The sequence below is a fragment of the Allocoleopsis franciscana PCC 7113 genome (assembly GCF_000317515.1).
GTDB lineage: Bacteria > Cyanobacteriota > Cyanobacteriia > Cyanobacteriales > Coleofasciculaceae > Allocoleopsis > Allocoleopsis franciscana.
This window is the reverse complement of sequence record NC_019739.1, coordinates 90,020-112,114: the sequence shown is the minus strand read 5'-3', so window position 1 is coordinate 112,114 and position 22,095 is coordinate 90,020. Positions and strand designations below refer to the sequence as shown.

Sequence of the window (22,095 nt, the reverse complement as noted above, 5' to 3'; positions counted from 1 at the left end):
CATCAGGCGTTTCTCTTCACAAAGTTAGAGGTCGTTTTGATACAACCCAAGTGGAATTACAGCGCTAGGAGGGGGAGGCTAACGTCGAATTAGTTGATTTATGAGCGTCATCCTCATGCCAATTCCACAACAGAAACAAAATTTCACGCTGCGTGAGAGACAGCAGAAAGCAGACAGAAGGCTTGATATGCAGCCGTCACCTTCACCACCTTTGCGATCGCTTTAGACTTCGTGATTCAGAAAGCAGTATTTTTTACCGGGACTCAAGTAGTAGTCAATCCAACAAAGAACTGTTTGTTCTGGAATACTCTAGCGCTCACAAGACGCTGAACGAACGGAGCAATTTTTAGGCTTCAGCCGACCCGTCAGGGGAAAAATTGTGGAGTGAGTCCACATTGTTCCAATGCCTACCCGAAACCCTTTTTGTAGTAGCTGCTCAAAAGATAGCATCAGCCTCCTATGTCATGTCTCTCCCCATTAATTCCCCATCATTTCCCCAAGTTTTTTCCAAAATTTCATACCCAATTCTAGGGAAACAAGGGGGGAACAGGTGGTTGCCTTGATTCTAGGGTACATCAATTGAGTTCAAATTAACGTCTGGGTAACAAAGAACTTTTCTGTCTCCCTCTCATTTCCCTAGTTCTTCCCATTATTTCCCCATTTCTCTCTTCCCATTTCTAAGAAAAAGTTGGGGAAACAATGGGAAAAGAGCGGGATTTCAAAATGTATTTTTTGTTACCAAATCAGTTTTGATGCTGAGCGTGTGGTGTTGAAGAAAGACTGAATTAAATGTGTTGTTTAGTTGTGAGTGTCAGGAAAGTTTTATGGCAGATTTGATTGTCGGATTTGATGTTGGAGCATCCTCAACCAAGATTATTTACGGACTAAGAGTAGGGGAGAAACCTTCATTATTAAGAATGCCTCCAGAAGTAATAGAGGTAACACACCATACTCTAGAAACATACAAAGCTCTCAATGGTATTGGCATCCCTCAACCCGAAGCGGAAGCCTGGGTAGAGATGGGAGATAGATGTGTGGTAGTGGGAAGTTTAGCTCGTGAATTTCTTGCAGATGCAGGAATGCACGAACTGAAGTATGAGAGAGCGGTGTATAAAGTGATGACGGCTCTCGGTGTCATCAAGCAACGCCTTAATTTACCAACTAAATTCAGTGTGGCGCTAGGTGTACTGCTCCCTTACGACGAATACCCAGACAGAGAAAGATTCAGTGCAAGATTAAAGCACTTGCTCAAAGATTACAAGTTTAGGGGAGAGCGGCTTCGGGTAAAACTAGAGCATTTTGAATGCGTCCCAGAAGGGTTTGGGTTAGCAGCCAGTCGTTTGAAAACAAAAGGCTCGATGTGGTTTAAAGAGCGTTCTCTATCTGTCTGTATGTTCGGGCATCGTAACACCAGTGCGTTGGTGTTTACAGAGGGCAAGTTAAATTCCAGGCTCTCTACTACCTCAGACCTTGGTTTTCACCAATTAATAGAGAAGGTTCGGCGCTTAACCAGTGGACAAAAGTCTGAGGTTCTGACAGAAGCAGTCTTTAAAGCGGGTAGCGATATTACGGCGACTAACAGCGCTATAGCCTCACTCGCTCGCTCTCATGATGAACAATTTCGCACGCAAGAAACTGAGGAAATTGTAGCAGCGATCGCTACAGCGAGAGAAGAGTACTGGGAGCGACTGAAGGCATGGATAAATGTCACTGTATCTACTTCTATGAATGAAGTCATTTTATGTGGAGGAGGAGCCATCTACTTCAAGAATGAACTAGAGGCGTATTTCAAGCGCACTTCTACTCCTACCTACTGGGGTCATGAGATAGAGAGCCTGATTGTGGATGTAATTTTCAATTCTCGAAGCGGTACAGAACCTCTGGCGTTTCGACTCATTGACGTGTGGGGTATTTTCAACAAACTCAAGTCTTCTAAGGAGCAAGTAGCCGCATGAGTGCCAGTGACAAATCTAAACTAATCACAGTAAATCTCAAGTACGACTTGGAACTGAATAGTGCTGAGGGAGTGGTGTTGCAATACCTGAAAGAAAATCAGACTTCAAACCTCAAAACTGATATCCTGACCACGCTCAAAATGTGCTATTTAGCACAAGCTTACGAATATAGAGGAGGGATGAGTAACGAAGAGTTGCGCGTCATAGCATTGAGGTGTTGCGATGCGTTAGAGAAGCACCTGTTTAACATTCGTCATCAGTTCAACTTGCCCGTTGCTGAATCGCTAAACCCAAGCCACATTGTTGAGGTTGCCAATCACAACGGACTTACCCAACTTGTTGAGTTAGCCTCTCTCTTTCTTTACTCAGAACGCTCTACTTATAGCGCTCCTTGTAACGCTACCAATCATCTTTCTCCCCACTCTCTCCATCCTGACAAAGCTTCTAACGGAAACCTTCACACAGCTAGCTTTCCCCAGCGTTCTAATTCCGAGAGTGCTGAGGATAGCTCTGATTCTGAGCCGTTTGAGTTGGATGAATCAATGAAGACAACATCTGAAAAGACAGTAAGGAGTCGGAGTTGGACGGATGACGTGGACGAACTACTGAGTTGAAGAAAAGTGCGATTCTTACTTCCTTCATAAAGTAAAGTTATCCAACACCTCCCTAATTACTAATCATGAGGAGAAAGACCAAGCAATTTTCAGCCACAGGAAAAAAAGAAATGTCTGAACATCAAGATGATTCAAAAAATCAAGAACCTAAAGAATTGTCCTCACAGTTGGGAGAGAATATACATTGTCTCCATTTGATAGATGGAGAGAAAGGAGGAGTGGGCAAGTCGATGATGTGTCGTGTTTTGGTTCACTATTATCTGACTCATCAAATTGATTTCAAGCTCTTTGAAGCCGACCAATCCAATAGAGATATTGAGAGAATTTACAGCAAAGCAACAACTTGTGCTGATGTCAAGTTTACTGAAGCTGAAGAGAGGGTGAATGAGGTAGACAAGATATTTGAGGCAGCACTAGAGAAGTCAGTAATAGTCAATTTACCCGGAGGAATGTTTGAGTTAGTCAACGATTGGATTTCTCGCAACGACCTCCTAACCTTATGCCCTCAAAACCAGATTCAACTCGTGAAATGGTTTGTGAGCAATGGCAAGTCGGATAGTCTGCAATTCTTTCGAGAATCTGTAGAGAAGTATAAAGACAATCTGAGTGAAATTGTTCATGTGTTAGTTTGCAATGAAGGATTACACAAGAATTGGCAAGAGCTACTTAATAGTGCTGAGATGAAGTCAATCTTAGAGACTTACAAGATTCCGACTATTACTCTTCCCAAGCTCAGTCTTCAAGAACTCGCTCTAATTGATAAGAATAATCTAACCTTTGCCGAAGCCGCAGATAAGCAGAATCAGAAGATGTTCGGGATGTTAGGAAGTCAGAGAATCGTGACGTTTTTGAAGATGACAAGCAAGGCAATTGAAAACACGGAATTAGCCGCCTGATAAGGTGACATTCATGAGCCAGAATACTCCAAAATTCCCGGTATCCTCTGAATCTAAACTGACTCCATTAGAGGTAGCTTTACAGGGGAAGTCTGAGGAATTTAAGCGCAGAGTGATGGATTTTGTTAACGTGACCGGATATGAGCCAGATGACCCGATATTTATCTTTCTGGTGGCGACGGGACGGTTGGAGGTGATGTTAGAAGAAGCGCCTAATGCTTTAGACCGATTGTTCAAACACTGGAACACTCAGATAACGAAGACGTTTGAGCTAGTAGACCATGCTTTGATAGAGAGACAAAAGTTAGCGATCGCTCAAGCAGCCGGAGATATAATTAGGCAAGCCGAAAGGCAAGAAGCGCGACGATTTTTTAGTTCTCTCATACCAGCAGCAGGAGTGTTACTGTCCGTCTTAGGGCTGGGTTTTGTCATGGGAGTTACAGTTCCTCCCTACTTACAAGGCGGATATACAACTGAGGTGAAGCTGACAGCAGAACAGGTCGATGCTCTACGCTGGGCTTCATCAAAGGAAGGAAAATTTGCTCGAAATTTGATGCGCTGGAATGGAGGATATTTGGATAATCTGGAATGTACCCAAGATATCAAACGGCTCAATATTCGTCTTAACTTAGGTTCTCGTTCAGCCACGAGTGGATTTTGTACGATTTGGGTGACACCGCCAGAGCAGAGAAAATACGCGGATTAGACAACAAAATTAGAACGGATTTACTTTAAATTAAACTCAGGATTGCCTGAGTTTTTTATTGGCTATTTATCTATTCATTTTACCTCTAAAGATAGAGAAAAATTTTGTTTTACTCCCGATAGGCACGAATTAGAAAAACCACTTGTTAGCTTGGACTTGAACTTGTACAGAACGTACTCCTCAGTGTGAATCAACAAACTTTTGATAATTAAGGACTGATAGGTATGGCAAGCAGTGTAGTTTCTTTATCCAATTATTTGTTTCCCGAAGTGGTGAGGGAAATCCTCAAGGATTATCCTTCTGTGCGAGAGGAAGTTGATACCTACAGAGAGGCTGAAGCTTTTGACGAAACGTACCGTCCCAATGAAATCAACATTTATTTTGACGATTGTTGGGTAACGTCTTGGAATCGGCAAGGAAAAGTTGATGCCATTCCCATGCTCATCATGCCTCATACAACACGTCCCGAAGTAGTGGAGATAGAGGTAGATGGGGAGCCAGGGTTAATTCTGGTGAATGGTGTTGTCGTCCTGAATCGCATTGAGTCAATTCCCGGTCACGAACTCTGGATGATTAACTCGGACACTGAGGCAGCGTGAGTTATGCCCTCTCTTCTGGTTCAAGTTGATACGTACTTACAGGCTTATCGCCTTCATTGACTCATTAAGTATAGGAGAGTTTCATGGCTGCAAATCGAGCGCTTCTTAGCTTTGAGCAGACTCAAGAATTCATCAAAGAATTAGCTCAAAGAATGTCTGCGAAAGATGGGGATCAGATAAAAATTCAGATGGGTAAGAACCCGGTATATGAAGGTCGGGTTGGTCAGGAACCGGACATGAGTAAGTTAACAGAAACTCGTGCTGGAGTACTGCGTGCTGCTATTGACATGGACACCCCCAACATTGGCTCCAAGGGTGACCCATCCAATCTCAAACAAGTAATTCTTCTTGAGAAGAATGATGTTCAAGTATTCCGCTTCGAGAAAGGACAAGTGGAGATGAGTCTCCTCACTGAACCGGAACCGACACAGGGACAATCAATGGCTCAAGTAGAGGGTGTAGAGGTAGTGAGTCTGGAATCTAATGGCTCTCTCGAACCATCATTTTTAACAGCCTTTGAGTCCATCAGCCCTCTTGAGACACTGCGTCATGAAGTTGAGGTGTCTGAGTTACCGCAAGATGGCAATGTTCGTGCTAGCACGGCTGAGTTCGTGCAGCAGAAGGAGGCACAAGCAAAATTCCAGCAGGAGGAGAATGCCAAAAACTGGCAGTGGTTTCAGATGGCGCGAATGGAGTCGGAGCGTGGAACTTACTCCGGTAGTACCTCGATTGAGGTGATTCAAGAACTTGCTGTCAGCAAAGCTCCTGTCCCTGAAGCGATACGTGGTGAGCGCGACGAGGCAGTGAGACGAGCCGAGCAATACGTAATCCAGGTGGCGACTAGAGCGCTTGAAAGCGAAGGGCGGGAAGTTTTGCCTGGAGTCAAGCAAGTGGAGGTTGGAGGGTATCAGATTACCAAAAATGAGGCGACTGGCGATTTTGCGATCGACAAACCTCGTCAATCCTTCCTGCGGCAAGATACAGGTAAGATTGAGCAATCTTACCGTCCTGATGGAGTTCTCAAAGTCAGTGGCAGCGAAGTGACTCACAATCGGCTGCTGGTCAAAGACTTAGACAACTTTGATTACATAGAGCGCAAGCAGCTAACTGTTGAGAATCTTGCCGGAATGCGCGATTTGGTACAGAGTTATGGGCAAAAAGGCAATGTTCCCATTGAAGTGTGGCCGGGGGGTAAGAAGCAAGATGCCTCTATTGAAAAGATGCAGGGAAGTGCATTTCGTTCCGAGCAAATGAAGTTGCAGTTCATTGAGTCTGGAAAGCATTTGCAAGTCCGCGATTTGGAAGGTAACTTGCAAATGAAGGCTTACGGAGACAGAGTGGAAAAGCCGCTGACTCGCGAACAGTGCCAGAGCTTTTCTAGTCGCTATCAGGCGTTGCAGCAGATGAGGCAGGAGAAGCAGCAACAACTGGCACAGGCGCAAGCTGCCAAAGCTTCTGCGGGAGTGGAAATTGGCGGTTAGGTGTCAATTACCCCACTTCTATCTATCAAGATGAAGTGGGGCTTATAGCTACAGCCCACCTCAACTCTGAGTACCTAAGAAGACGCTCAGCTTTGGCTGATTTCGCATACTAAGTGCTGAAGATCCAAATTTACTTCTGTGAGGATATCCAAAGATTCCGCACAACTGGAGAACTTCTACTGTTTAAGCATGGCATTATTCTGCGCCTTCGTAAAAACCAAGACAACCCAAATTCAGGCTGGATGCGATCGCCTTCAATACTGGCAACCGCTAAATGAGTTCTTCCAGCTCATTATTCCTTGAGTTGAGCAATCACAGCTTGAAAAGCCGTAGCAATCTTTCCCTTAGGCATAGCAGTGATGATCTGTTGCTCCTGCTCAATTAAAAGTTGTTTGAATTCCGGGTCTCGCCTAGCTTCAGCTAGAAGCATTAGTTGGATCAACTCAAGCTGAGTACTTGCCTGTATCGCAACGTTTTGCTCATTAAGTTGAGCGATGAACTTTTGCCAAATATTGATAACTTGCCCTGAATCAGTGCTGTGGGTAACGAGACTGCGAACCTGAGCGGCAGCTTCATTGTATTCAATTTGCCCAGAACCAGCAAGGTTGGTAATAGTACTGCCACTAATAAAAAAGCTATTGCCAAACGCTTGCTTACTGAATTCCTTTAATGCCTCTGCCTGATTCTCTGTAATTCCTGCAAGTTGCCTGACTAATTGTTCACTCGCAGCCAAACGATTTTTCGTTTCTTCGTAATCTCGATAGATAGAATCTTTAATTATTGCCTCAACAGCACTTTCTTCAGATGTTACATGATAGACTGAGGTAAGTCGCTCTTCAATCAATTTTTCAGTTAAACTACCGTTGCTTTTCACCTTCACAACCCATAACTTTTCTCGCTGCTCAATTCCTTTGAGTTCTAAGTCAAGTTCTGGTGCTTCGGTTTGAAGTTTGTAAAACGCTAGACTTAGTGCACTATAGTCAAACTCACCTTTAAAAACCAATTCCACTATGTTTTCTGGCTGTTGGAAAAGAGACGCGAATTCATTGGCTTCAAAGTTACGCTCTACCGCAGGATAGCGGTCTGTTGGTTGTCCATCTTGATATTTCCTGTAGATGAAATCACATCGAACATTGGTGAAACGAGTCTTACTGCTGACACTCCAATCCTCAATGCAGATACCCGTCAAGTCAGCCTCAGTAAAATCGGCTCGTGCAACTTGAGCACGAACTAGAGTACTTCCTCGTAAGTCAGCCTTTCGGAAATCTGCCTCAGTGAGATTGGCATCGATTAGCAAACACTCCCGTAGGTCAGCGTTCTGAAGATCTGTGCCTGCCAACTGAGTCCGAACCAGAGTACTACCTCTTAGGTCTGCTACCCGAAGGTCTGCCCCAGTTAGGTTTGCGTCTGTGAGGTTAAATCCTCGCATATCTGCATCTTGCAGGTAAGCACCTTGTAAATTGATGCCAATAAAATTCTTCTCTTGACAAGAGCCACGAGTAAGCAGTGCCTGAACTTCTGGGTTATCCAGGTTAAAATAGCGATTATCAACTCTTGCTCGCTCTAAACCTTTTACGTTCTTGAGGCGTGTTCGGTAGAATTTCTGTGCTCTCAAGTCAGTATTGGCAAGACTGGCACCTGTAAAATCAATACCGCTGAGATCTAAGTTGTAAAAGGAAGTACCTCCTACAGTACTAAAGTTAATTGCCAACGTTCTTAAAAATTCAAACTTTTTCCTTGGTTGTCCATTGACATCAGTAACAAAAAAGCTTAATTTTACAGTCAAAAATCCAAGTAAAGAGCCAGCCAATAATTTAATTAACCCAAAGTAATGTGGGGTAATTCCAGGCTTAACATGAAGCTTATTACCATCAATCAAATAAGAGATCAATGCGGATAAGATGATTATTGAAATTTTATATACACTCTTTAGATTTACATATTGGCTATGCTTTATTAAAACCCAATAAAGGGACATAGAAAGACTACTCCCTAGAAAAACCAGAAGATAGCTTCCTAAAAAGTAGGAATTAGCAATAAGAGTTAGCGAGAAATCTTGTGAATTTTGAAAAATTACTGGTGCTACCATGGAGGTAAAAATAACTATTAATCCAGCTTTCCATAGAGCACCAGCTAGGCTAGAGGATCTTATTTCAAAAGCCCAAACACCAATTACCAAAATAATACATATTGTTAACCAAGCTCCCTCTACTAACCGATTAGAATAAAATAAAGTTCGGCAAAGAAGATTACTCTGTACACCGACAACGATACCACTGAGTGCTGTAAGACCAAAGGTGCAGAGCAGAACGAAAGCCTTGAAGGAAGGAGGCTGTCCGCCAATAGCTTCTTTTAGATCAAGATCTAGTGACGCTTGTGAGAACTTTCGCCCATAAATTTTTCGATTCATCTACTTATTGGGATAGATACTAAATTCCAGCTTAATATTAACAGGAGCCAGAACAAATGAGTATTTATAGATTGCAAACATCCTTAGTAGGAAAGCGGAAGCTTAGTAACTTCGTTTGCAATGTTATTGATAATGATAAAGTTTGCCAATGGGTAACTGATAATATTCCTGAATCAACTGAGATTATAGAGTTTTTGGAAGGAGAGCTAGAGCCAATCAAAAACTCAGATTTGGCAGAAATTCTCAAATCACGTTTAGACAGATTAGGTAAAATTCGCTCATCTATTTTTTTAGCCTTTAATGAACCGGATTATCTATCATCTGCATTTTTAGAACGAGGTCTAAGATGCAGTGCTGCTGTCTGTTTACTTAAACGAGCTTATTGGTACGAGGATTTAATTGAGAAAATAAAAGATTCTTCCATTAACGATTCTTTTGAGATTCTCAAACAACTATCTGAGAAAATTTATCTCCTGACTGCGAAGCACCCTGGTGAACATGAAGACATTTGGGGGAACTATGATCGTGTATCAGATGCATTAGAGAACGAAGTTATAAAGACAAAGTTAGGCAATTTCAAGAAAGATTTAGATGAACTTACTATTGAAGATAAACATCGTGAGGGAACAATCTATATTCCCTTTGCCACAGGATTTATGGTTGGCAAGAATTACCTCATTACTAACTTCCATGTATTTAATCAGGAAAATAAAGATGAGATTAAAAATTTTGTTGCTCAGTTTAGATATGAGAAAAACGCTTTGGGGAAAGATCTTGAAACTGTAGACTATCAACTTGATCCAGATGTCTTCTGCATAAGCAATGAACAACTTGACTATACAATCGTTCAGGTCAAGTCGTTAGAGAATTATGAGAAAGCTGGGCTGCGGTTTGCTGAGGCAGGTGAAAATTTCGGTTGGTTACCTATGTTAGCTGACTCAACGCTAATTGCTCCTCCTATCAGTCGAGACCACGCCAACCATCTTGTCAAACTTATTGCAGAATTTGATATAAATAGAATATTTCCTGCTGATTTACTAGGTGAACCTGTTTTTATTGTTCAGCATCCGCAAGGTACGCAGAAAAAGATTGTTCTTTTCAATAACCGGGTACAAAAGATTTATCATAAATTTCTGCAATATGAAGCTGATGCAGATTTTGGTTCATCAGGTAGCCCCCTCCTTAACTCACAATGGCAACTTGTTGGTTTACATCATGCAGCTTTAGTGAGATGGAATGGAGAAGACATAGAAGTTCAGGGCAATCTAGGAACGCGAGCTTGTGAAATTGTAAAGCATTTGGAAACAAATAGAAATCAACCTGGGGTTGCGGATTTTCTGGATAACGAGCGGTATGTCGTTAAACGGGACGGACGCCTACTTAAGGGAACCATTTATATCTTGGTCGGTTATCAACGAGTAGGCGTTCCCAGCCTAGAACACTCAAATCAAGAAGTCACTATCGCAAAAAAATTGCTGGAAAAAATTATCGAGTCTTCACATGAAGGCTTCCCGGTAAAAGATGTTTTGCAAGAAGGCGGCAATGATTATAGTGCTGGAATCAACTATATTAATAAGCAGAACTATCAAATTGGGGACGTAGCAATTGAAATTCGTGCAAGTTTTTATCCTGATGAGCTAGATGAAGGAACCAGAGTAACGATTTTCTACTCAGATGAGCGACCCGACCATAAAGCTTATGCAGAAATCGTTTTGCAAGCCCTCTTGTACCAAGTTCCTCAGCTTTCCAATATTGTGCAGTCAAGCACTGCTGCATCAGAAATTGACCTACAGTTCTGTAAAGATGTGAATATGCCATCTTTAGTTATGAACTTAGACTTTTTAGGCATGGATTTTGAACAAGTTATGCGGAAAGTGGGTGCTCCACCTGTGGGGCAAGAGCCTATATCTGAGTTTGATCGAGGAATTCTGGACGGACTAAAGAGTTGGGTTAGAGTTTTGAGTCCAATTGGCTTCTGGGATGCTGATTAGAGCTATCTTGAAAGTATCAATCCAGTTCTGTGTTCTAAGGCTATATCAGCCAAATTTCTCTATATTCACTTTCTCACTATCACAGGAGCTAAGTGTTCTGGAAGTCCTGCCATGCGAAGATTGACACAACCAAATTTATAGGCGCGTTCAACTGATTCTCCAGCACCCAACGCATCATAAAAACCGACCGCGAATTCGATTGCTGCTTTGTCCCCAATCACCTTATTTATACTAATTACAAAGGGAATGTGGCGAGCAATCGCTTGAGCCTGAGCCTCACAGTAGCAAGCATTTAAAACTACACATTCCACGCAATCAGTAAATAACTCAAATAGCGCCGCTAAAGCTTCCGGGCTGACAAGTTTTGCCTTTCCAGTTTCATCTTCTAAGAACAACCCTTCTGCCTGGTTACCCTTCAGGTTGGATGAGTCACAATCGTGTACGGCAATAAGCCTTCGTGGTTCTACAGATGTGTTTTGAGCAGTAGTTGCTTCGAGTATCCCTTCACCTTGTCCACAGAAGTGAACAATGGTAGGGTTCAGCTCCAACATCGCTCGCTGAATATCTCTCGAACGCACAGCCCACCTTGGCTCCAAAGTAAAGCGATCGCGCTGTTTAGATCGTTGCAATCCAGCATCAATTTCCCGTACTTCCTCATCCAGACGCAGTTTCTGTATAGATTTTGGGTTCGCTGGCAAGATGAGGATGGTTTTCTTGTGCGCCTCCTTCGTTAAATCCATTGAGGCAAGCGGCTCTTGGTTTCCCTGTCGTTGGGAAGCTTCATTGTAGTGGATTGCTCCAGAGCCAACTAAATTCGTAATTGAACTATCCGATATATTAAACGTGTTTTGTGTTAAATCTGAGTTTGATTGAGTCATAGCAGAGCTATGGTGTCTTGAATTTGTGGTTTTACCTCTAGTTTGAGCGTCGATAGCATCCAACAGATTGCGCCATCGGGCATCCTGCTGGTGAAACTGCTGCTGGAGGTCAATTAACTCCGGCAACTGCTGCAAGATAGTCTCAGTTGGAACGGCTCCACCACCTAGATCCAGGCTACGGTCACGGGTAAACTTGACAATGCCACAGACTTTCCCTGTGTGCTGGTTCAGCAATGCTGAGCCGCTCACCCCCGGTCGAACCTGACCTAATTTGAACTTGATCAACCGATCGCCCGTGAACCCTTCACAACTCCCTGTCACTGGACAGCCATCTGGGAAGTCTTGATCTGGATAGCCGAACAGGTATAGTTCATCACCCGACTTGAGTGCCGTATCTAGGTAAACGCAGGGTAGGTTGACATCTGATCTTGGCGTAAACCGCAAGAGTGCTAAATCTACACTTGGCAGTACTTTTTCAACTGCCGCTTCTAAGAAATCTTCCTGCTGTTGCCAGCGCACATTCACAGGTGTCTGTTCCGCTGCCTTGATCACATGAGCACAGGTTAAAATTCGCCCTGGAGCCACGAAGAAGCCAGTTCCCCAGCCCCGTTGACCGGAAACCGTAAGTTTGACCGCACAACGGTATAGTAGTTCTTCTAATGACTCCATCCTCCATCCCTACTTTTCTCTAGACCACTCCATCGTAATCTCCAAGTTCGCTTTGCTCGTTCCTCGAACAATGACTGCCACTAGACTGCCTTGTTCAATTGCAATTTCTAGCCCAAACTTGACACTCGCTTTCGTGGGGCTAACCTTGCGGATAGGTGCTGCCACGGCTCGGACAATTTTTTCGATCGAGTCAGCAACAGGCTGAAAGGACTTGGTATCAAAACTTACATCTTCTCGTCCTACCTGAGCCACCTCAACATAGATGGGAGTGCCATCGTCCAACTCAACTAACACTCGGTTAGTTCGCTCTTCCTCACTAAAGCTCACGACAGATTCCTTGTAGAACTCACTTCTCTAAGTAAACATCAGCATTGTATTGTCTGCCAATCTACCGAAGAGGAGTCAAGTCAAGGCAATGACACTATCAAAGATATCTGAAAGAAAAGCTGACTTTTCACGGGATATGGAAAAAGGGAGTTGGTTCGCGAAAACAGTGGCTAAGGCGGTGTATGCGGGGAAGATTCGTTGGCTGAACTGTTTTGTTGCTGTTTTCTGACAGCACGAGCAATCAATGGAGCTTTCTTTTCGAGTCCTTCCAGTGTCAGGTCACCATCAAGGTAAAGCTGATACCACTGCTGACGCTGGCGGATAACTCGTTCATCATCCTGTAGATGCAGTCTGTGAAGAGTAAATTCTGCCCTTTCCCGTTCCTGAGGTGGCACAGCATCGGTTAACATTAACTGCAAGGAAGGGAGCAGGATTTCAAACCAATCATCTTCGACCTCAAAAGGGTCGAGTACTTGGTCATCCACTGTGCGTTTGCTACTGTTAATCCAGCCAGAAGCAAAGCGATAATTGCTCCACTCGTAAGCCTGTTCTGGATAATTCTTGCAGCTCAAATAGTGGTCTACAGTTCCCGTAGGCTGATACATAGCTGAATAGCCGCAGAGACTTTGAAAACCATCAGCTAGCTGACTTGTGAAGGGAGACCAGAGATCTTTTGGTCTTTTTCCTGGATTTTTGGCTAACCAAGTATTTCCCGGTTGTCGAGCCTTTTGGTCGAACTCTGGGGGTTCTGGTGGAGGATTAAACCGCATCATGCCCGTCGTTTCTCCACTGTGACAATCCAACGAGGCCAGAAGGGATCATGTCCAGGGAGAAGTCGTTCGAGTTGCTGCTGAATTTGTGGCTGGTTTCTCAAGTGTTCGGGGAAAGTATTCATATTGTCATGACGCATCCAGGCTTCTGCTGCTTCAATGGCGATTTCAGCTTCTTTAGAACGCGCCTGTTTTAGTCCAAAAATTTCTGAGGTTAACCATCCAACTGTATCCCCTTGTTTTGTCCAGGGAAATTCATTTAATGTAACTTCCTCTTCCTGCAATTCAAATAAAAACAATCTGTCGCTTTCTTCATTAAATATCGGTTCTAATGAAGCAAGTACTAGAGGAGAATGAGTAGTAGCAAATGCTTGAATTTTCATCTGTTTCTGTAATCCTGTGGCTACTTCTAAAACGGCTGGCATAATTGAACGTTGCCACTGGGGATGGAGGTGAGACTCAACTTCATCCATTAGCAAAATAATTTGGTCTAAAGGTTGTCGTTTACGCAGTTTAGAGGCTTGCAGGTGTTCGTACCAAGTCCAGACTAGTAAATAAGCGAGTCCTAAAATACGTTTCATTCCGGCTGATGCCTGGATGACGGGTACTGTCCCATAGGGCATTTGAATTGTAGGAATGTCGCGCACGTCTTCCACTGAAACTCGCATCGGTTCCCCAGGTTCCATCCATTCATTTGGATGGGGTGAAAGTTGTCTAATGACGCGAGATAACAGTTGAAAAGTTGTTCGGTCGGGTTGGTTCTGCCACTTGACCCAATCTTGGATAAGACCATTGCATAAGACTTGACCACCCTCGGATCTTAAACCGTTCCAAAGTGTGTAATGACTAAATTGATAAGCAATTAACGGAGCAGCAGTTGAAAGACTACGGGCTGGGTCGAAAACTGAGAATCCACCATCGACACGAACGTATATGACTAGACTCCCTAGTAAAGGTGGCAAAGTGCGGCCAATCCATTTTTGTTTTTCAAAATCAAAATGACTATCAAAAGTTGTAGATCCACCCGTTTTTTGATTAATAAAGCTGCAATAAATTGTGGGAGTTTCTTCAGTAAGTTGTGGAAATACAGGATTATCTATCCACGTTCCGGTTAAGGAATACCAAACTACATCTAATAAAAAGGTTTTGCCTAAGCCGTTATCGCCTGTGAAGATATTGAGTCTATCGGCAAAGTCAACATCAAATTTGGGTGCAGGTCCGACTTGCTTGAGGTGAAGTTCTTTTAACATTTCTGGCTGCGGAGTTGTTTTAAATTGTTTTCTGCTAAGCGCCGTAATAGTTGCTTTGGGAGTGTCAACGCTCGTAGTCCATTGACTGACGAGATGGCTGCTTAGGGATGATTCGTGTTGCTTCTCTAGACCAATTGCCCAGCCTGGTGAACTTTTCAGTTCTGGGTTCATACACAACTATGGCTTTTTGAAGGCGCACGGCGTAGTTAATACATTTCTGGGTACCACCAGCGCTACCATTGTGGACAGCTAAAACCAGATCGTCCGATCCAGTTAATTGGTCGCACATCCATTCGTTTCTTCTATGCAACTGTTGTGGGTTGCTGTAGGGGCGATCGCTCACGTAATGTACAAAGTTAGCTTGTTTAATTATGCGCTCGTAATCCTGTTTGTGGTCGGCTGACCACACTGAGGGGAAAGTTTTACAGGGAACGGCAGCTGTGAGTTCCACTTTTATATCCTGCCTTTGTTGAGCCAGCTTCATTACCAGGTTTGCACCCCACGTATCGACTCCAGGTGCTACCCCGCTGATAAAAGATATTTTGCTGTATCCGAGTTCACAAGCACGGGTTATCGCTCGGTTTATCATCAGTGACAACGCCTGAATAGTTTTTTCCTGTTCTTCCCGATCGCGGAACTTCTGGGTTCTGTTGCCTGTAAATGCTACAGTTAAGACTTTTTCGGGAACAGTGCCATTTGCAGTATGTGAGAGATTCCCGTTGTGTCTGAGCGGCTCTTTGCTACAGATAATAGCGTTAGGACATTCGGTTTGGATAATGTCTTGAACTACATCCCAATTCCCCCCTCCTAACCCGCAACCGATTCCTGCTGGAATGTGTATTTGCTTTCCCTTTTGAGTAGCCCAGGCATTAACTCGGCGCAAGCCTGTGCGAAGAGCATCGTAGTCAGTGTAGCGTTTATCTGTTCCGTAACCATCTTGTCCAGCGACATTGGCAATATAAAGCGATGAAGAGACTTGTACTAGCTGAACATCTCCCAGCTTCCACTGCTTGCGACGATAAGCTTCCTCCACAACAGGCCACCTCTGCTTGATGGCTTGAGCAAGTCCCCTTCCCATCACATGACGACAGTTCACTTGCTGCACAATTACTCCCTGCTCAACGCACAGGAGGTCTTGCTGGACTATGTTCAGATGACTGGTTTGGTTGATTGGTTGCATAGATTGTCGGGCTTGAGTTAGTCGATCTTTTTCAGCTTTGGCTCTAAAGGCAATTGCTACCATCTTTTCAACCTGCTCTTTGACAACACTGGCATGGCATTCTAGAGGAAAGCAATAGCAAGCAAGTTTGACCTTCTCTCCAGCTAGAACCTTGTCCCTGATGCGCTTGAGTTCTTCAAATGCTCGGCTGTACTCTCCCCTCATACTCTTGGTAATTTCAGTGTTTAGCCAAGTGCGGTACTTCTGTACAACAGTAGGTCGGTTGCCGTCCTTGACAATATGAAAAGGATTAGCGAGGGGACTGGATTGGAGCAACCCCCGACGTGGATTTGACCTACCTACATAAATACAATTTTGCCCCACCCAACCTTCGCGATCGCCGTTAATGACTTGAATTAATTCCATAGTTCTTAAGGAAAGAGAATGCCTGCTTGCACGCAAAGCGAATAGCATCCACCTGCCAACTCACTTGCTTTTCACTTCACAGGTGAAAGAGGGGAATTTCTTGAGGTGACTCTTTGCTATACCCAGTACGGTTAATACGGGCTAATAATCTGCCGTTTTTAATAGCAAAAGCAATTTCCCCCAAGACATTTTCTCTAGAATCTTGAAATTCCAGGTAAGCGAGAGTGTCTTCAATTACCATACCGAGAAAGACTTCATCGTTTCCATCCTTTGACTTGAGAATGAAATTAGCACTCGTTTGGTTGATATGGGTTGACATACCTATTCTTAATCTGTCTTTTTGAGCTTTGTACAATATTATATTTTATCTCTAAAATCCTCCTCTATACCTGGATATATTGCTGGCAAAATAAACTTAATCGATTTTTTTAAGCACGGGAATATTAGAAATTAAATCAAAATAAGCAAATGAAATTTCGGAGACTTCAATAAGTTCATAAAATCTTCTCTGAATCTGCTAAATAAAGTAGGTTATTTGTGCCATACAACAAGTCCCAATGCTTCTCAACCATCGGGACTTGTTTCATAACTTGTACGCAACAGGGGCTTTTGTGTTTTTAGAAAGGTAGCTCGTCTTTAGAGATATTAGGGGCGTTATCTGATGAGCTTGACGTGTTCTTGGGGTTAGAGCAGTCTTGAACTTGTATTCCGGCAATCTCTCCGTCTATTAACCCATTCGTCTCGTACCAAGCCTTGGCTTCTGCGTACATTCTCAATTTCCGTTCTTTGGCTCTCTCTTCTATGCTTTTTACAGGAGAAGCAACAGTCACACTCAAATCATGGTTCTGGCTCTCAACGGCAGTAGCAATATTCTCAAAAGAATCATTGTACTGTCTTGCCATTAAAGTTTCAGCATGGGCAAGAGGAATGGTTTCTACTCCTTCTACTTCTGGGGCATCAAACGAGTTAGAGAAATTGCAGGGTTGGTCACTTTGATACTTAGAATCAGAGCGCTCATTCATTCGTTTTTTATTAAGGGTGATGAGCAGTTCACTCAGAGCGTGAGCAATTTTTACCTCTAGTTCGGCTAAATACGTTTTATCTTTAGAAGCGAGATTGTTCATTTCTTTGAGTTCGTTAAATAGCTCAATCTCATCGGGGTCAACTTGGCAGTTGAGTTCCGCTAATAAGGGTTGATGTTCTGCCTCTAGTAACAGAACGTCAAGTTGCTCGACAATGTACTTTCGCAGTTTCCGATGTATAGATTGAAGCTGCTTCAGGTTGGGGTTAGTCTTGTCAATCATCGTGATGTCCCCAACTCCAAGAGCGTACATCTCCAGTAGCCGTTGATGTTGCCATGTATAATAGACATCTCCGAAATATAATTAAAAACCGAAAATAAAGTGGTAATATTATAATTTACTTTTTAATTTTTACAGTAAAATGAGTAATATACCAGAGTACCTTGAAAAAAATCAACAAGAAAGTAAACGATTAATTGGACTAGAGTACGAACAGTTACAGCAATTAATAGCTGCCGCTGAATTATTACATCAACAGAAAGATATCGAGATTGAGCAAAGAAAAGTAAGGATAAACAAGGCAGGAGGAGGTAGAAGACCAAAACTATCAGTCAAAGACCAAATAATATTAACTTTGGTATATCTACACCCGGAGCCAACATTCCAGATGCTAGGAGTCCAGTTCGGAGTTAGTGAATCAACAGCGAATGACATATTTCACTACTGGTCAGAGCTATTGAGGGAATTGCTGCCTGCTAGTCTGCTGGAACAAGTAAAAAAAAATCCCGGTGAGTATAAATGGGTGCAAGAAATTCTCGCCGAGTTGGAGTTAATAGTGGATAGCTGTGAACAGCCAATACCGAGACCCAAGGACTATCAAGAACAAAAAAAGTTTTATTCAGGCAAAAAGAAAAACCATACTTTGAAAAATCAATTAATTGTCACACCAAATGGACAAGAGATTGTAGATGTTATAGTGGGAAAGCCAGGGCCGACTAGCGACATAAATATTTGGAGAGAAGGTCAATCCAAGTTAGCTCCAACACAAAAATTCAAAGGAGATAAAGGCTATATAGGAGAAGTCCAAATAGAAACTCCTCAAAAAAAGCCGAGAGCCAGGGAATTAAGCCAAGAAGAAAAACAAAAAAATCGAGAGAAAGCGAGTGAGAGAATATTTGTTGAACACGTAATTAGATTACTAAAGATTTTCCGTGTAGCCCAAGAAAGGTTTCGCCTAAGAGCCAAGAGTTATCAGAGAATAATTCTTCTAGTGTGTGGATTAGTCAGATTAAGGATTGGGACGTTATTTATAAATAGCTCAGTCTGCGACTAAATCGATAAACATTTTAGATAAAAAATAGATATATTTGGGATAATTATTGATTTGAATTAGCTGTAGCCCTAATAAAAACGTTGAAATGGTTCAAATTACCCGGCTGCGTTAAATACTTCAAAAGCAGTCAGAGACTGCTTTTGGCTATTTTCGGAGATGTCTATTGTGTTAGCTCGATAGTCATAGGGGTCAACAGCATTGGTCTGAGCCTGCTGTGCTTCCTCTTCTACCGATGCTTGAGTGCTGTCTGAGCTTGGTGCTGTCTGTTGAGTCTGTTCGTTGTTGGGGTCTAACTCGACTTGAGAGCTTTCATTTTCTGCCTTTGAGGTAGCTTCCACTTGGGAAGACGTTTCTCCCTCCACTCCAACGCTAGTGGATGCCAACTGCTCGACGCGTTGCTGTTGATTGTGCAAGCGATTAATCAGTTGCATGATGGGATGTTCATCACTTGTTTTTCCTTTCGCAGGCAAATGAAATCCGCGATTTTGCGCTTTCTTGTCTTTGAAGAACTCTAGGAGTTCTTTGAGCTGCTCTAAATCTTGCTCCTGTTCGATTAAGTCAGTGGTCAGTAAAGCAGTGAGGTGAGCCGTCGCTTGATTTCTGATACGAGAGGAAGGACGTATGAAGCGCTTCTCCAGTATTTGCACGCATTGCCACCAGTCGGAGAGGGTAGACCAGGTAAGATTAGTGTTGGGAGTTTTGTACATGGGTTTCTTTATCTCGGTTTCACCCAAGCAGAAAGTGTCCAAAGCATTTTGGACTCAGAAGCTGGTGAATTTGTCCAACCTCTGAGTTAAGTTGCTTTCTGATCGCTCAGTTCTGGGGTTGGGAAACCAAAATTGGCATAATGAGATATCTGAACCTCAGATTCCCTACAGACTCCAGAACAACAGGTGTTGAGTTGCTGTTGATGCGTAATTGAACTTGTTCGCTGGCGATCGCTTTGAGTCCATCAAGCAGAAATTTGGCGTTGAAAGCGATAGAGATGTCATCTCCTTTAATGCGCTCAATGCCAACGGCTTCTCTTCCAGAACCGGCTGTCGGGGTGTCTACCTTGAGGCGCATTTCTTTATGAGCTACGTCAATATCAACTTCTACAGTCTTTTCCGGGTCTTGTGATTGCTCTGCTAAGATGCTGATGCGCTCCATTGCATTGAAGAAGGCATGGCGGTTGAGAGTGAAAGTACGCTCAAAAGTACGTGGGAGCAAATCAGGCCAGTTCGGATAAGTGCCGTCCAGCAGTCGTGCGATAACCGTAGTTTCTCGGTTACCGATTTCCAAGGCGACAACACTGCCTGAGCCTTTCTGCTGTGAGATGTCGTAGTATAGGCTCACGGTTTCCACTGCTTCTGAGTCAATAATTTGCTCTAAATCGCGCAAGTCCTTGGTCGGAATAGTCAGTTCTATCGGTTGAAATGCTTTCTCGCTCTTCGTGTCGGATGTTTTGGAGGGTTGAGAGGATTGCGGGAGGACGGGTGAGGTAAGTTTATGGGAATAAGCCGCTAAGCGATGCCCGTCGGTTGCGGCAATTGAAAAGAGTTTTTCTTCAAGGCGGAAATTCGCACCATTGAGAATTGGCTTCTTCTCGTCCTTGGAGGCGGCGATTAGTACGCTTAGTCCGCTGATGAATGCGGAAGCTGGGAGGGTTAAAGGACTGACGGCAGGTAAGAGAGGGAGTGCTGGGTAATCGGAAGGCGATCGCCCTGGTAGGTGGTATATGCTCAAGTTTGAAATCAACTCAACTTGTTGGCTAGTTGGGTTTACTGCTAGGGTAATGGGTTCTTCTGACAAGGTTTTGACCATACTCTCTAGTAATTTGGCGCTCACTGTCCACGTTCCCGCTTGCTCCACAGTGGCAGGACAGCGGGTGGTGATGCAGGTTCTTAAATCAAATGCTGTTAGCTTTAAGGTCTGAGTCTTTTTATCGGCTTCAACGAGCAGATTGAGGAAGATGGGATGCGAAGGATTTTTCTTGGGGATTGCCTTCATCACCAGTGCGAGTTTCTCAGCAAGGGTGTAGGGGTGGAGGGTTGCTTTGAAGCTAGTCTGGGGTGTGGGTTCAGTGGTATCAGGGTTGAGTTTGGAGTCGGACGTAACGGGAGGGGTTGAGGAGGTGGGAGAAGTGGGGTTAAGGGTAGGTGTAGCTACTTTCTCTTTGGTTTTAGTGCTGGTGGTTGTCATGTTTTGCAGTAATCAGTGAATATGGATTGATTCACCCAATGCGCGATCGTCTAACTGCTTGACTTTCTAACATTACGAGATTTTGACTAAAAATGTTACTGTTATTAGCTATAGTTTTCTTAGCAGTTATTCATCTTTCAATCTGTATCTTCTATATTCAGCGTAATTTAATAAGGCAGAGTCAGAGATTTCATACATTAAATAATTGGCTAGAAGTTTCAGCTCAAGCAAATGTAAATTTTTGGGTTTTAGTTCCACTTTTTAAAGAGACAGAACTAGCCAAAACAACCGTTAACAGATTTTATAGCGAACTTAAGGAAATCCAAAATCTAAAAATAATTTTTATTACACACTACTCAGATCAACCGACATCGGCAATAGTTAAAGAAGCATTAAGTAGTCTTGAAAATAGAGAAAATTTTATTCACTTGATAAGCACAAGGATAAAATCATTGAAGTCAGAACAGCTTAATTTTGCTCTTGATTGGATTGATTCCGCTCTAAGAGATTGTGATTTTGTATCTGTCTATGACTGTGATTCAGTTCCCGACGCTAGAGCTTTTCAATTTCTATCTAACTATTTAGTTTTGAACAATATTAATCAAGAGCAGATGATAGCTTTCCAGCAATCTCCCTATTATCCCCTCAAAGAAGGAAACATTTCAGTTGAAATAATTGCTACATCTAGAAATATACATAGCCTCAATTATCATTATACGGCGGAAATCACGTCATATTTTAGAACTGAAAATTTCAATCCTCTGAGAATGGCAATTCATTTAACTGGGCATGGAGAACACATTAAGTTTTCTGCTCTCAAACACGCAGGGGGGTTTTCGCCTCCTAGTTGTGACTCTAGTTTAGGATTTGCACTTTCCTACAGAAATATTCCAATAGTATCTATTCCTATTCCTGATACATCTCCATCCCCTTCCAAAATCTTTGATATGTATATGCAGGGATTACGTTGGTACAATGGATGTAATTTATACATTCAGGAGCTGAATAATGTTAAACCAACATTGAGGGTATACACTAATGCCCTATTATCTTTCGTTAATAACCTTAGATGGTTTTTAATAACTCCTCTCTGTTTAATAGCTGCTATATCAATTTTAATTTTAGCCATAATTAAAAAATCAAACTATTACCTAGCCTATATCTTAATCTTGGTAATCGTAACCTTATTTCGCCACTTCTTACTGTTTTATGCCTATCAACAGCTTCATGACTTTGCTAAACCTAAAGTAAATACTGTGTTACCTAATCTTTGGTCTTGGATGACAAAGTATTTCTTATGCTATTTGGTTATGAGATTAATATGGTCTATCCCACCTTGGCACTACTATGTTCTTCAATTTCTTAATAAAAACGTTGTCATTACATCTACCCCAAAATCTAAAAACTACTTTAGTTAGAGAGACTAAA

At 42.8% G+C, this 22,095-nt stretch carries 21 protein-coding genes; 11 read left to right on the top strand and 10 right to left on the bottom strand.

Annotation, left to right across the window (positions count from 1 at the left end; genetic code table 11):
- The first annotated feature begins 100 nt into the window (after positions 1 to 100).
- From MIC7113_RS38825 to MIC7113_RS37060, 8 genes are all read left to right on the top strand, one after another.
- Positions 101 to 226 (top strand): hypothetical protein, encoded by a 126-nt coding sequence (locus MIC7113_RS38825; RefSeq protein ID WP_256374828.1) that lies wholly within the window; start codon positions 101 to 103, stop codon positions 224 to 226.
- 598 nt (positions 227 to 824) lie between these two features.
- The gene (locus MIC7113_RS31260) at positions 825 to 1,955 is read left to right on the top strand and encodes a ParM/StbA family protein (protein ID WP_015186193.1); all 1,131 of its coding nucleotides are present in this window, start codon (positions 825 to 827) and stop codon (positions 1,953 to 1,955) included.
- On the top strand, positions 1,952 to 2,569 hold the full coding sequence (locus tag MIC7113_RS31255; protein ID WP_015186192.1) for a hypothetical protein: 618 nt from the start codon (positions 1,952 to 1,954) through the stop codon (positions 2,567 to 2,569). The genes MIC7113_RS31260 and MIC7113_RS31255 overlap by 4 nt, the downstream gene beginning before the upstream one ends.
- Before the next feature lie 110 nt (positions 2,570 to 2,679).
- On the top strand, positions 2,680 to 3,465 hold the full coding sequence (locus MIC7113_RS31250) for a hypothetical protein (RefSeq protein ID WP_015186191.1): 786 nt from the start codon (positions 2,680 to 2,682) through the stop codon (positions 3,463 to 3,465).
- A gap of 13 nt (positions 3,466 to 3,478) precedes the next feature.
- Complete coding sequence (locus MIC7113_RS31245) at positions 3,479 to 4,171, top strand: DUF6753 family protein (RefSeq protein ID WP_015186190.1); 693 nt, start codon at positions 3,479 to 3,481, stop codon at positions 4,169 to 4,171.
- 224 nt (positions 4,172 to 4,395) lie between these two features.
- Complete coding sequence (locus tag MIC7113_RS31240) at positions 4,396 to 4,770, top strand: hypothetical protein (protein ID WP_015186189.1); 375 nt, start codon at positions 4,396 to 4,398, stop codon at positions 4,768 to 4,770.
- 83 nt (positions 4,771 to 4,853) lie between these two features.
- A complete protein-coding gene (locus MIC7113_RS31235) occupies positions 4,854 to 6,251 on the top strand; it encodes a hypothetical protein (protein ID WP_015186188.1) in 1,398 nt (465 codons plus the stop codon).
- Between the two features lie 113 nt (positions 6,252 to 6,364).
- Positions 6,365 to 6,529, top strand: coding sequence for a hypothetical protein (locus MIC7113_RS37060; RefSeq protein WP_155898299.1), 165 nt, complete (start codon positions 6,365 to 6,367; stop codon positions 6,527 to 6,529).
- 14 nt (positions 6,530 to 6,543) lie between these two features.
- On the opposite strand, the gene MIC7113_RS34065 is transcribed toward MIC7113_RS37060, so the two are convergent.
- Positions 6,544 to 7,962 (bottom strand): pentapeptide repeat-containing protein, encoded by a 1,419-nt coding sequence (locus tag MIC7113_RS34065; RefSeq protein WP_172642301.1) that lies wholly within the window; start codon positions 7,960 to 7,962, stop codon positions 6,544 to 6,546.
- 755 nt (positions 7,963 to 8,717) lie between these two features.
- Here MIC7113_RS34065 and MIC7113_RS31225 point away from each other — a divergent pair.
- A complete protein-coding gene (locus MIC7113_RS31225; RefSeq protein ID WP_015186186.1) occupies positions 8,718 to 10,652 on the top strand; it encodes a trypsin-like serine peptidase in 1,935 nt (644 codons plus the stop codon).
- Positions 10,653 to 10,717: 65 nt separating this feature from the next.
- Here MIC7113_RS31225 and MIC7113_RS38405 read toward each other — a convergent pair whose 3' ends face one another.
- The 7 genes from MIC7113_RS38405 to MIC7113_RS31185 all read right to left on the bottom strand — a co-directional run bounded on the left by MIC7113_RS38405 (position 10,718) and on the right by MIC7113_RS31185 (position 17,435).
- On the bottom strand, positions 10,718 to 12,199 hold the full coding sequence (locus tag MIC7113_RS38405) for a S1 family peptidase (RefSeq protein ID WP_015186185.1): 1,482 nt from the start codon (positions 12,197 to 12,199) through the stop codon (positions 10,718 to 10,720).
- Between the two features lie 9 nt (positions 12,200 to 12,208).
- Positions 12,209 to 12,526 (bottom strand): CU044_2847 family protein, encoded by a 318-nt coding sequence (locus MIC7113_RS31215; protein ID WP_015186184.1) that lies wholly within the window; start codon positions 12,524 to 12,526, stop codon positions 12,209 to 12,211.
- A gap of 170 nt (positions 12,527 to 12,696) precedes the next feature.
- Entirely contained in the window at positions 12,697 to 13,299 is a 603-nt protein-coding gene (locus MIC7113_RS31210; protein ID WP_015186183.1) for a hypothetical protein, read from the bottom strand.
- A complete protein-coding gene (locus MIC7113_RS31205) occupies positions 13,296 to 14,546 on the bottom strand; it encodes an AAA family ATPase (RefSeq protein WP_015186182.1) in 1,251 nt (416 codons plus the stop codon). The genes MIC7113_RS31210 and MIC7113_RS31205 overlap by 4 nt, the downstream gene beginning before the upstream one ends.
- Positions 14,547 to 14,610: 64 nt before the next feature.
- A complete protein-coding gene (locus MIC7113_RS34060) occupies positions 14,611 to 16,131 on the bottom strand; it encodes an SLOG family protein (protein ID WP_015186181.1) in 1,521 nt (506 codons plus the stop codon).
- Between the two features lie 76 nt (positions 16,132 to 16,207).
- Positions 16,208 to 16,450, bottom strand: a complete 243-nt coding sequence (locus MIC7113_RS31190; protein ID WP_015186180.1) for a hypothetical protein — start codon at positions 16,448 to 16,450, stop codon at positions 16,208 to 16,210.
- Positions 16,451 to 16,748: 298 nt separating this feature from the next.
- Positions 16,749 to 17,435 (bottom strand): hypothetical protein, encoded by a 687-nt coding sequence (locus MIC7113_RS31185; RefSeq protein WP_155898297.1) that lies wholly within the window; start codon positions 17,433 to 17,435, stop codon positions 16,749 to 16,751.
- A gap of 139 nt (positions 17,436 to 17,574) precedes the next feature.
- On the opposite strand from MIC7113_RS31185, the gene MIC7113_RS31180 reads away from it, so the two are divergent.
- A complete protein-coding gene (locus MIC7113_RS31180) occupies positions 17,575 to 18,486 on the top strand; it encodes an IS5/IS1182 family transposase (RefSeq protein WP_015180904.1) in 912 nt (303 codons plus the stop codon).
- 95 nt (positions 18,487 to 18,581) lie between these two features.
- Here the strand turns inward: MIC7113_RS31180 and MIC7113_RS31175 are convergent, their stop codons facing one another.
- Positions 18,582 to 19,193: a hypothetical protein gene (locus MIC7113_RS31175; protein ID WP_015186178.1), complete on the bottom strand. Its 612-nt coding sequence runs from the start codon at positions 19,191 to 19,193 to the stop codon at positions 18,582 to 18,584.
- Between the two features lie 106 nt (positions 19,194 to 19,299).
- On the bottom strand, positions 19,300 to 20,667 hold the full coding sequence (gene dnaN / locus MIC7113_RS31170) for a DNA polymerase III subunit beta (protein ID WP_015186177.1): 1,368 nt from the start codon (positions 20,665 to 20,667) through the stop codon (positions 19,300 to 19,302).
- A 92-nt stretch (positions 20,668 to 20,759) separates the two neighbouring features.
- On the opposite strand from dnaN, the gene MIC7113_RS31165 reads away from it, so the two are divergent.
- Entirely contained in the window at positions 20,760 to 22,085 is a 1,326-nt protein-coding gene (locus MIC7113_RS31165; RefSeq protein WP_015186176.1) for a glycosyltransferase, read from the top strand.
- Positions 22,086 to 22,095: the final 10 nt, after the last annotated feature.

Excerpts from the sequence above, each read along its gene's own strand:
- MIC7113_RS38825 (WP_256374828.1), top strand. The coding sequence starts at position 101 with ATGAGCGTCATCCTCATGCCAATTCCACAACAGAAACAAAATTTCACG.
- MIC7113_RS31260 (WP_015186193.1), top strand. The coding sequence starts at position 825 with ATGGCAGATTTGATTGTCGGATTTGATGTTGGAGCATCCTCAACCAAG.
- MIC7113_RS31255 (WP_015186192.1), top strand. The coding sequence starts at position 1,952 with ATGAGTGCCAGTGACAAATCTAAACTAATCACAGTAAATCTCAAGTAC.
- MIC7113_RS31250 (WP_015186191.1), top strand. The coding sequence starts at position 2,680 with ATGTCTGAACATCAAGATGATTCAAAAAATCAAGAACCTAAAGAATTG.
- MIC7113_RS31245 (WP_015186190.1), top strand. The coding sequence starts at position 3,479 with ATGAGCCAGAATACTCCAAAATTCCCGGTATCCTCTGAATCTAAACTG.
- MIC7113_RS31240 (WP_015186189.1), top strand. The coding sequence starts at position 4,396 with ATGGCAAGCAGTGTAGTTTCTTTATCCAATTATTTGTTTCCCGAAGTG.
- MIC7113_RS31235 (WP_015186188.1), top strand. The coding sequence starts at position 4,854 with ATGGCTGCAAATCGAGCGCTTCTTAGCTTTGAGCAGACTCAAGAATTC.
- MIC7113_RS31225 (WP_015186186.1), top strand. The coding sequence starts at position 8,718 with ATGAGTATTTATAGATTGCAAACATCCTTAGTAGGAAAGCGGAAGCTT.
- MIC7113_RS38405 (WP_015186185.1), bottom strand. The coding sequence starts at position 12,199 with ATGGAGTCATTAGAAGAACTACTATACCGTTGTGCGGTCAAACTTACG.
- MIC7113_RS31210 (WP_015186183.1), bottom strand. The coding sequence starts at position 13,299 with ATGATGCGGTTTAATCCTCCACCAGAACCCCCAGAGTTCGACCAAAAG.
- MIC7113_RS31205 (WP_015186182.1), bottom strand. The coding sequence starts at position 14,546 with ATGTTAAAAGAACTTCACCTCAAGCAAGTCGGACCTGCACCCAAATTT.
- MIC7113_RS34060 (WP_015186181.1), bottom strand. The coding sequence starts at position 16,131 with ATGGAATTAATTCAAGTCATTAACGGCGATCGCGAAGGTTGGGTGGGG.
- MIC7113_RS31190 (WP_015186180.1), bottom strand. The coding sequence starts at position 16,450 with ATGTCAACCCATATCAACCAAACGAGTGCTAATTTCATTCTCAAGTCA.
- MIC7113_RS31185 (WP_155898297.1), bottom strand. The coding sequence starts at position 17,435 with ATGATTGACAAGACTAACCCCAACCTGAAGCAGCTTCAATCTATACAT.
- MIC7113_RS31180 (WP_015180904.1), top strand. The coding sequence starts at position 17,575 with ATGAGTAATATACCAGAGTACCTTGAAAAAAATCAACAAGAAAGTAAA.
- MIC7113_RS31175 (WP_015186178.1), bottom strand. The coding sequence starts at position 19,193 with ATGTACAAAACTCCCAACACTAATCTTACCTGGTCTACCCTCTCCGAC.
- dnaN (WP_015186177.1), bottom strand. The coding sequence starts at position 20,667 with ATGACAACCACCAGCACTAAAACCAAAGAGAAAGTAGCTACACCTACC.
- MIC7113_RS31165 (WP_015186176.1), top strand. The coding sequence starts at position 20,760 with ATGTTACTGTTATTAGCTATAGTTTTCTTAGCAGTTATTCATCTTTCA.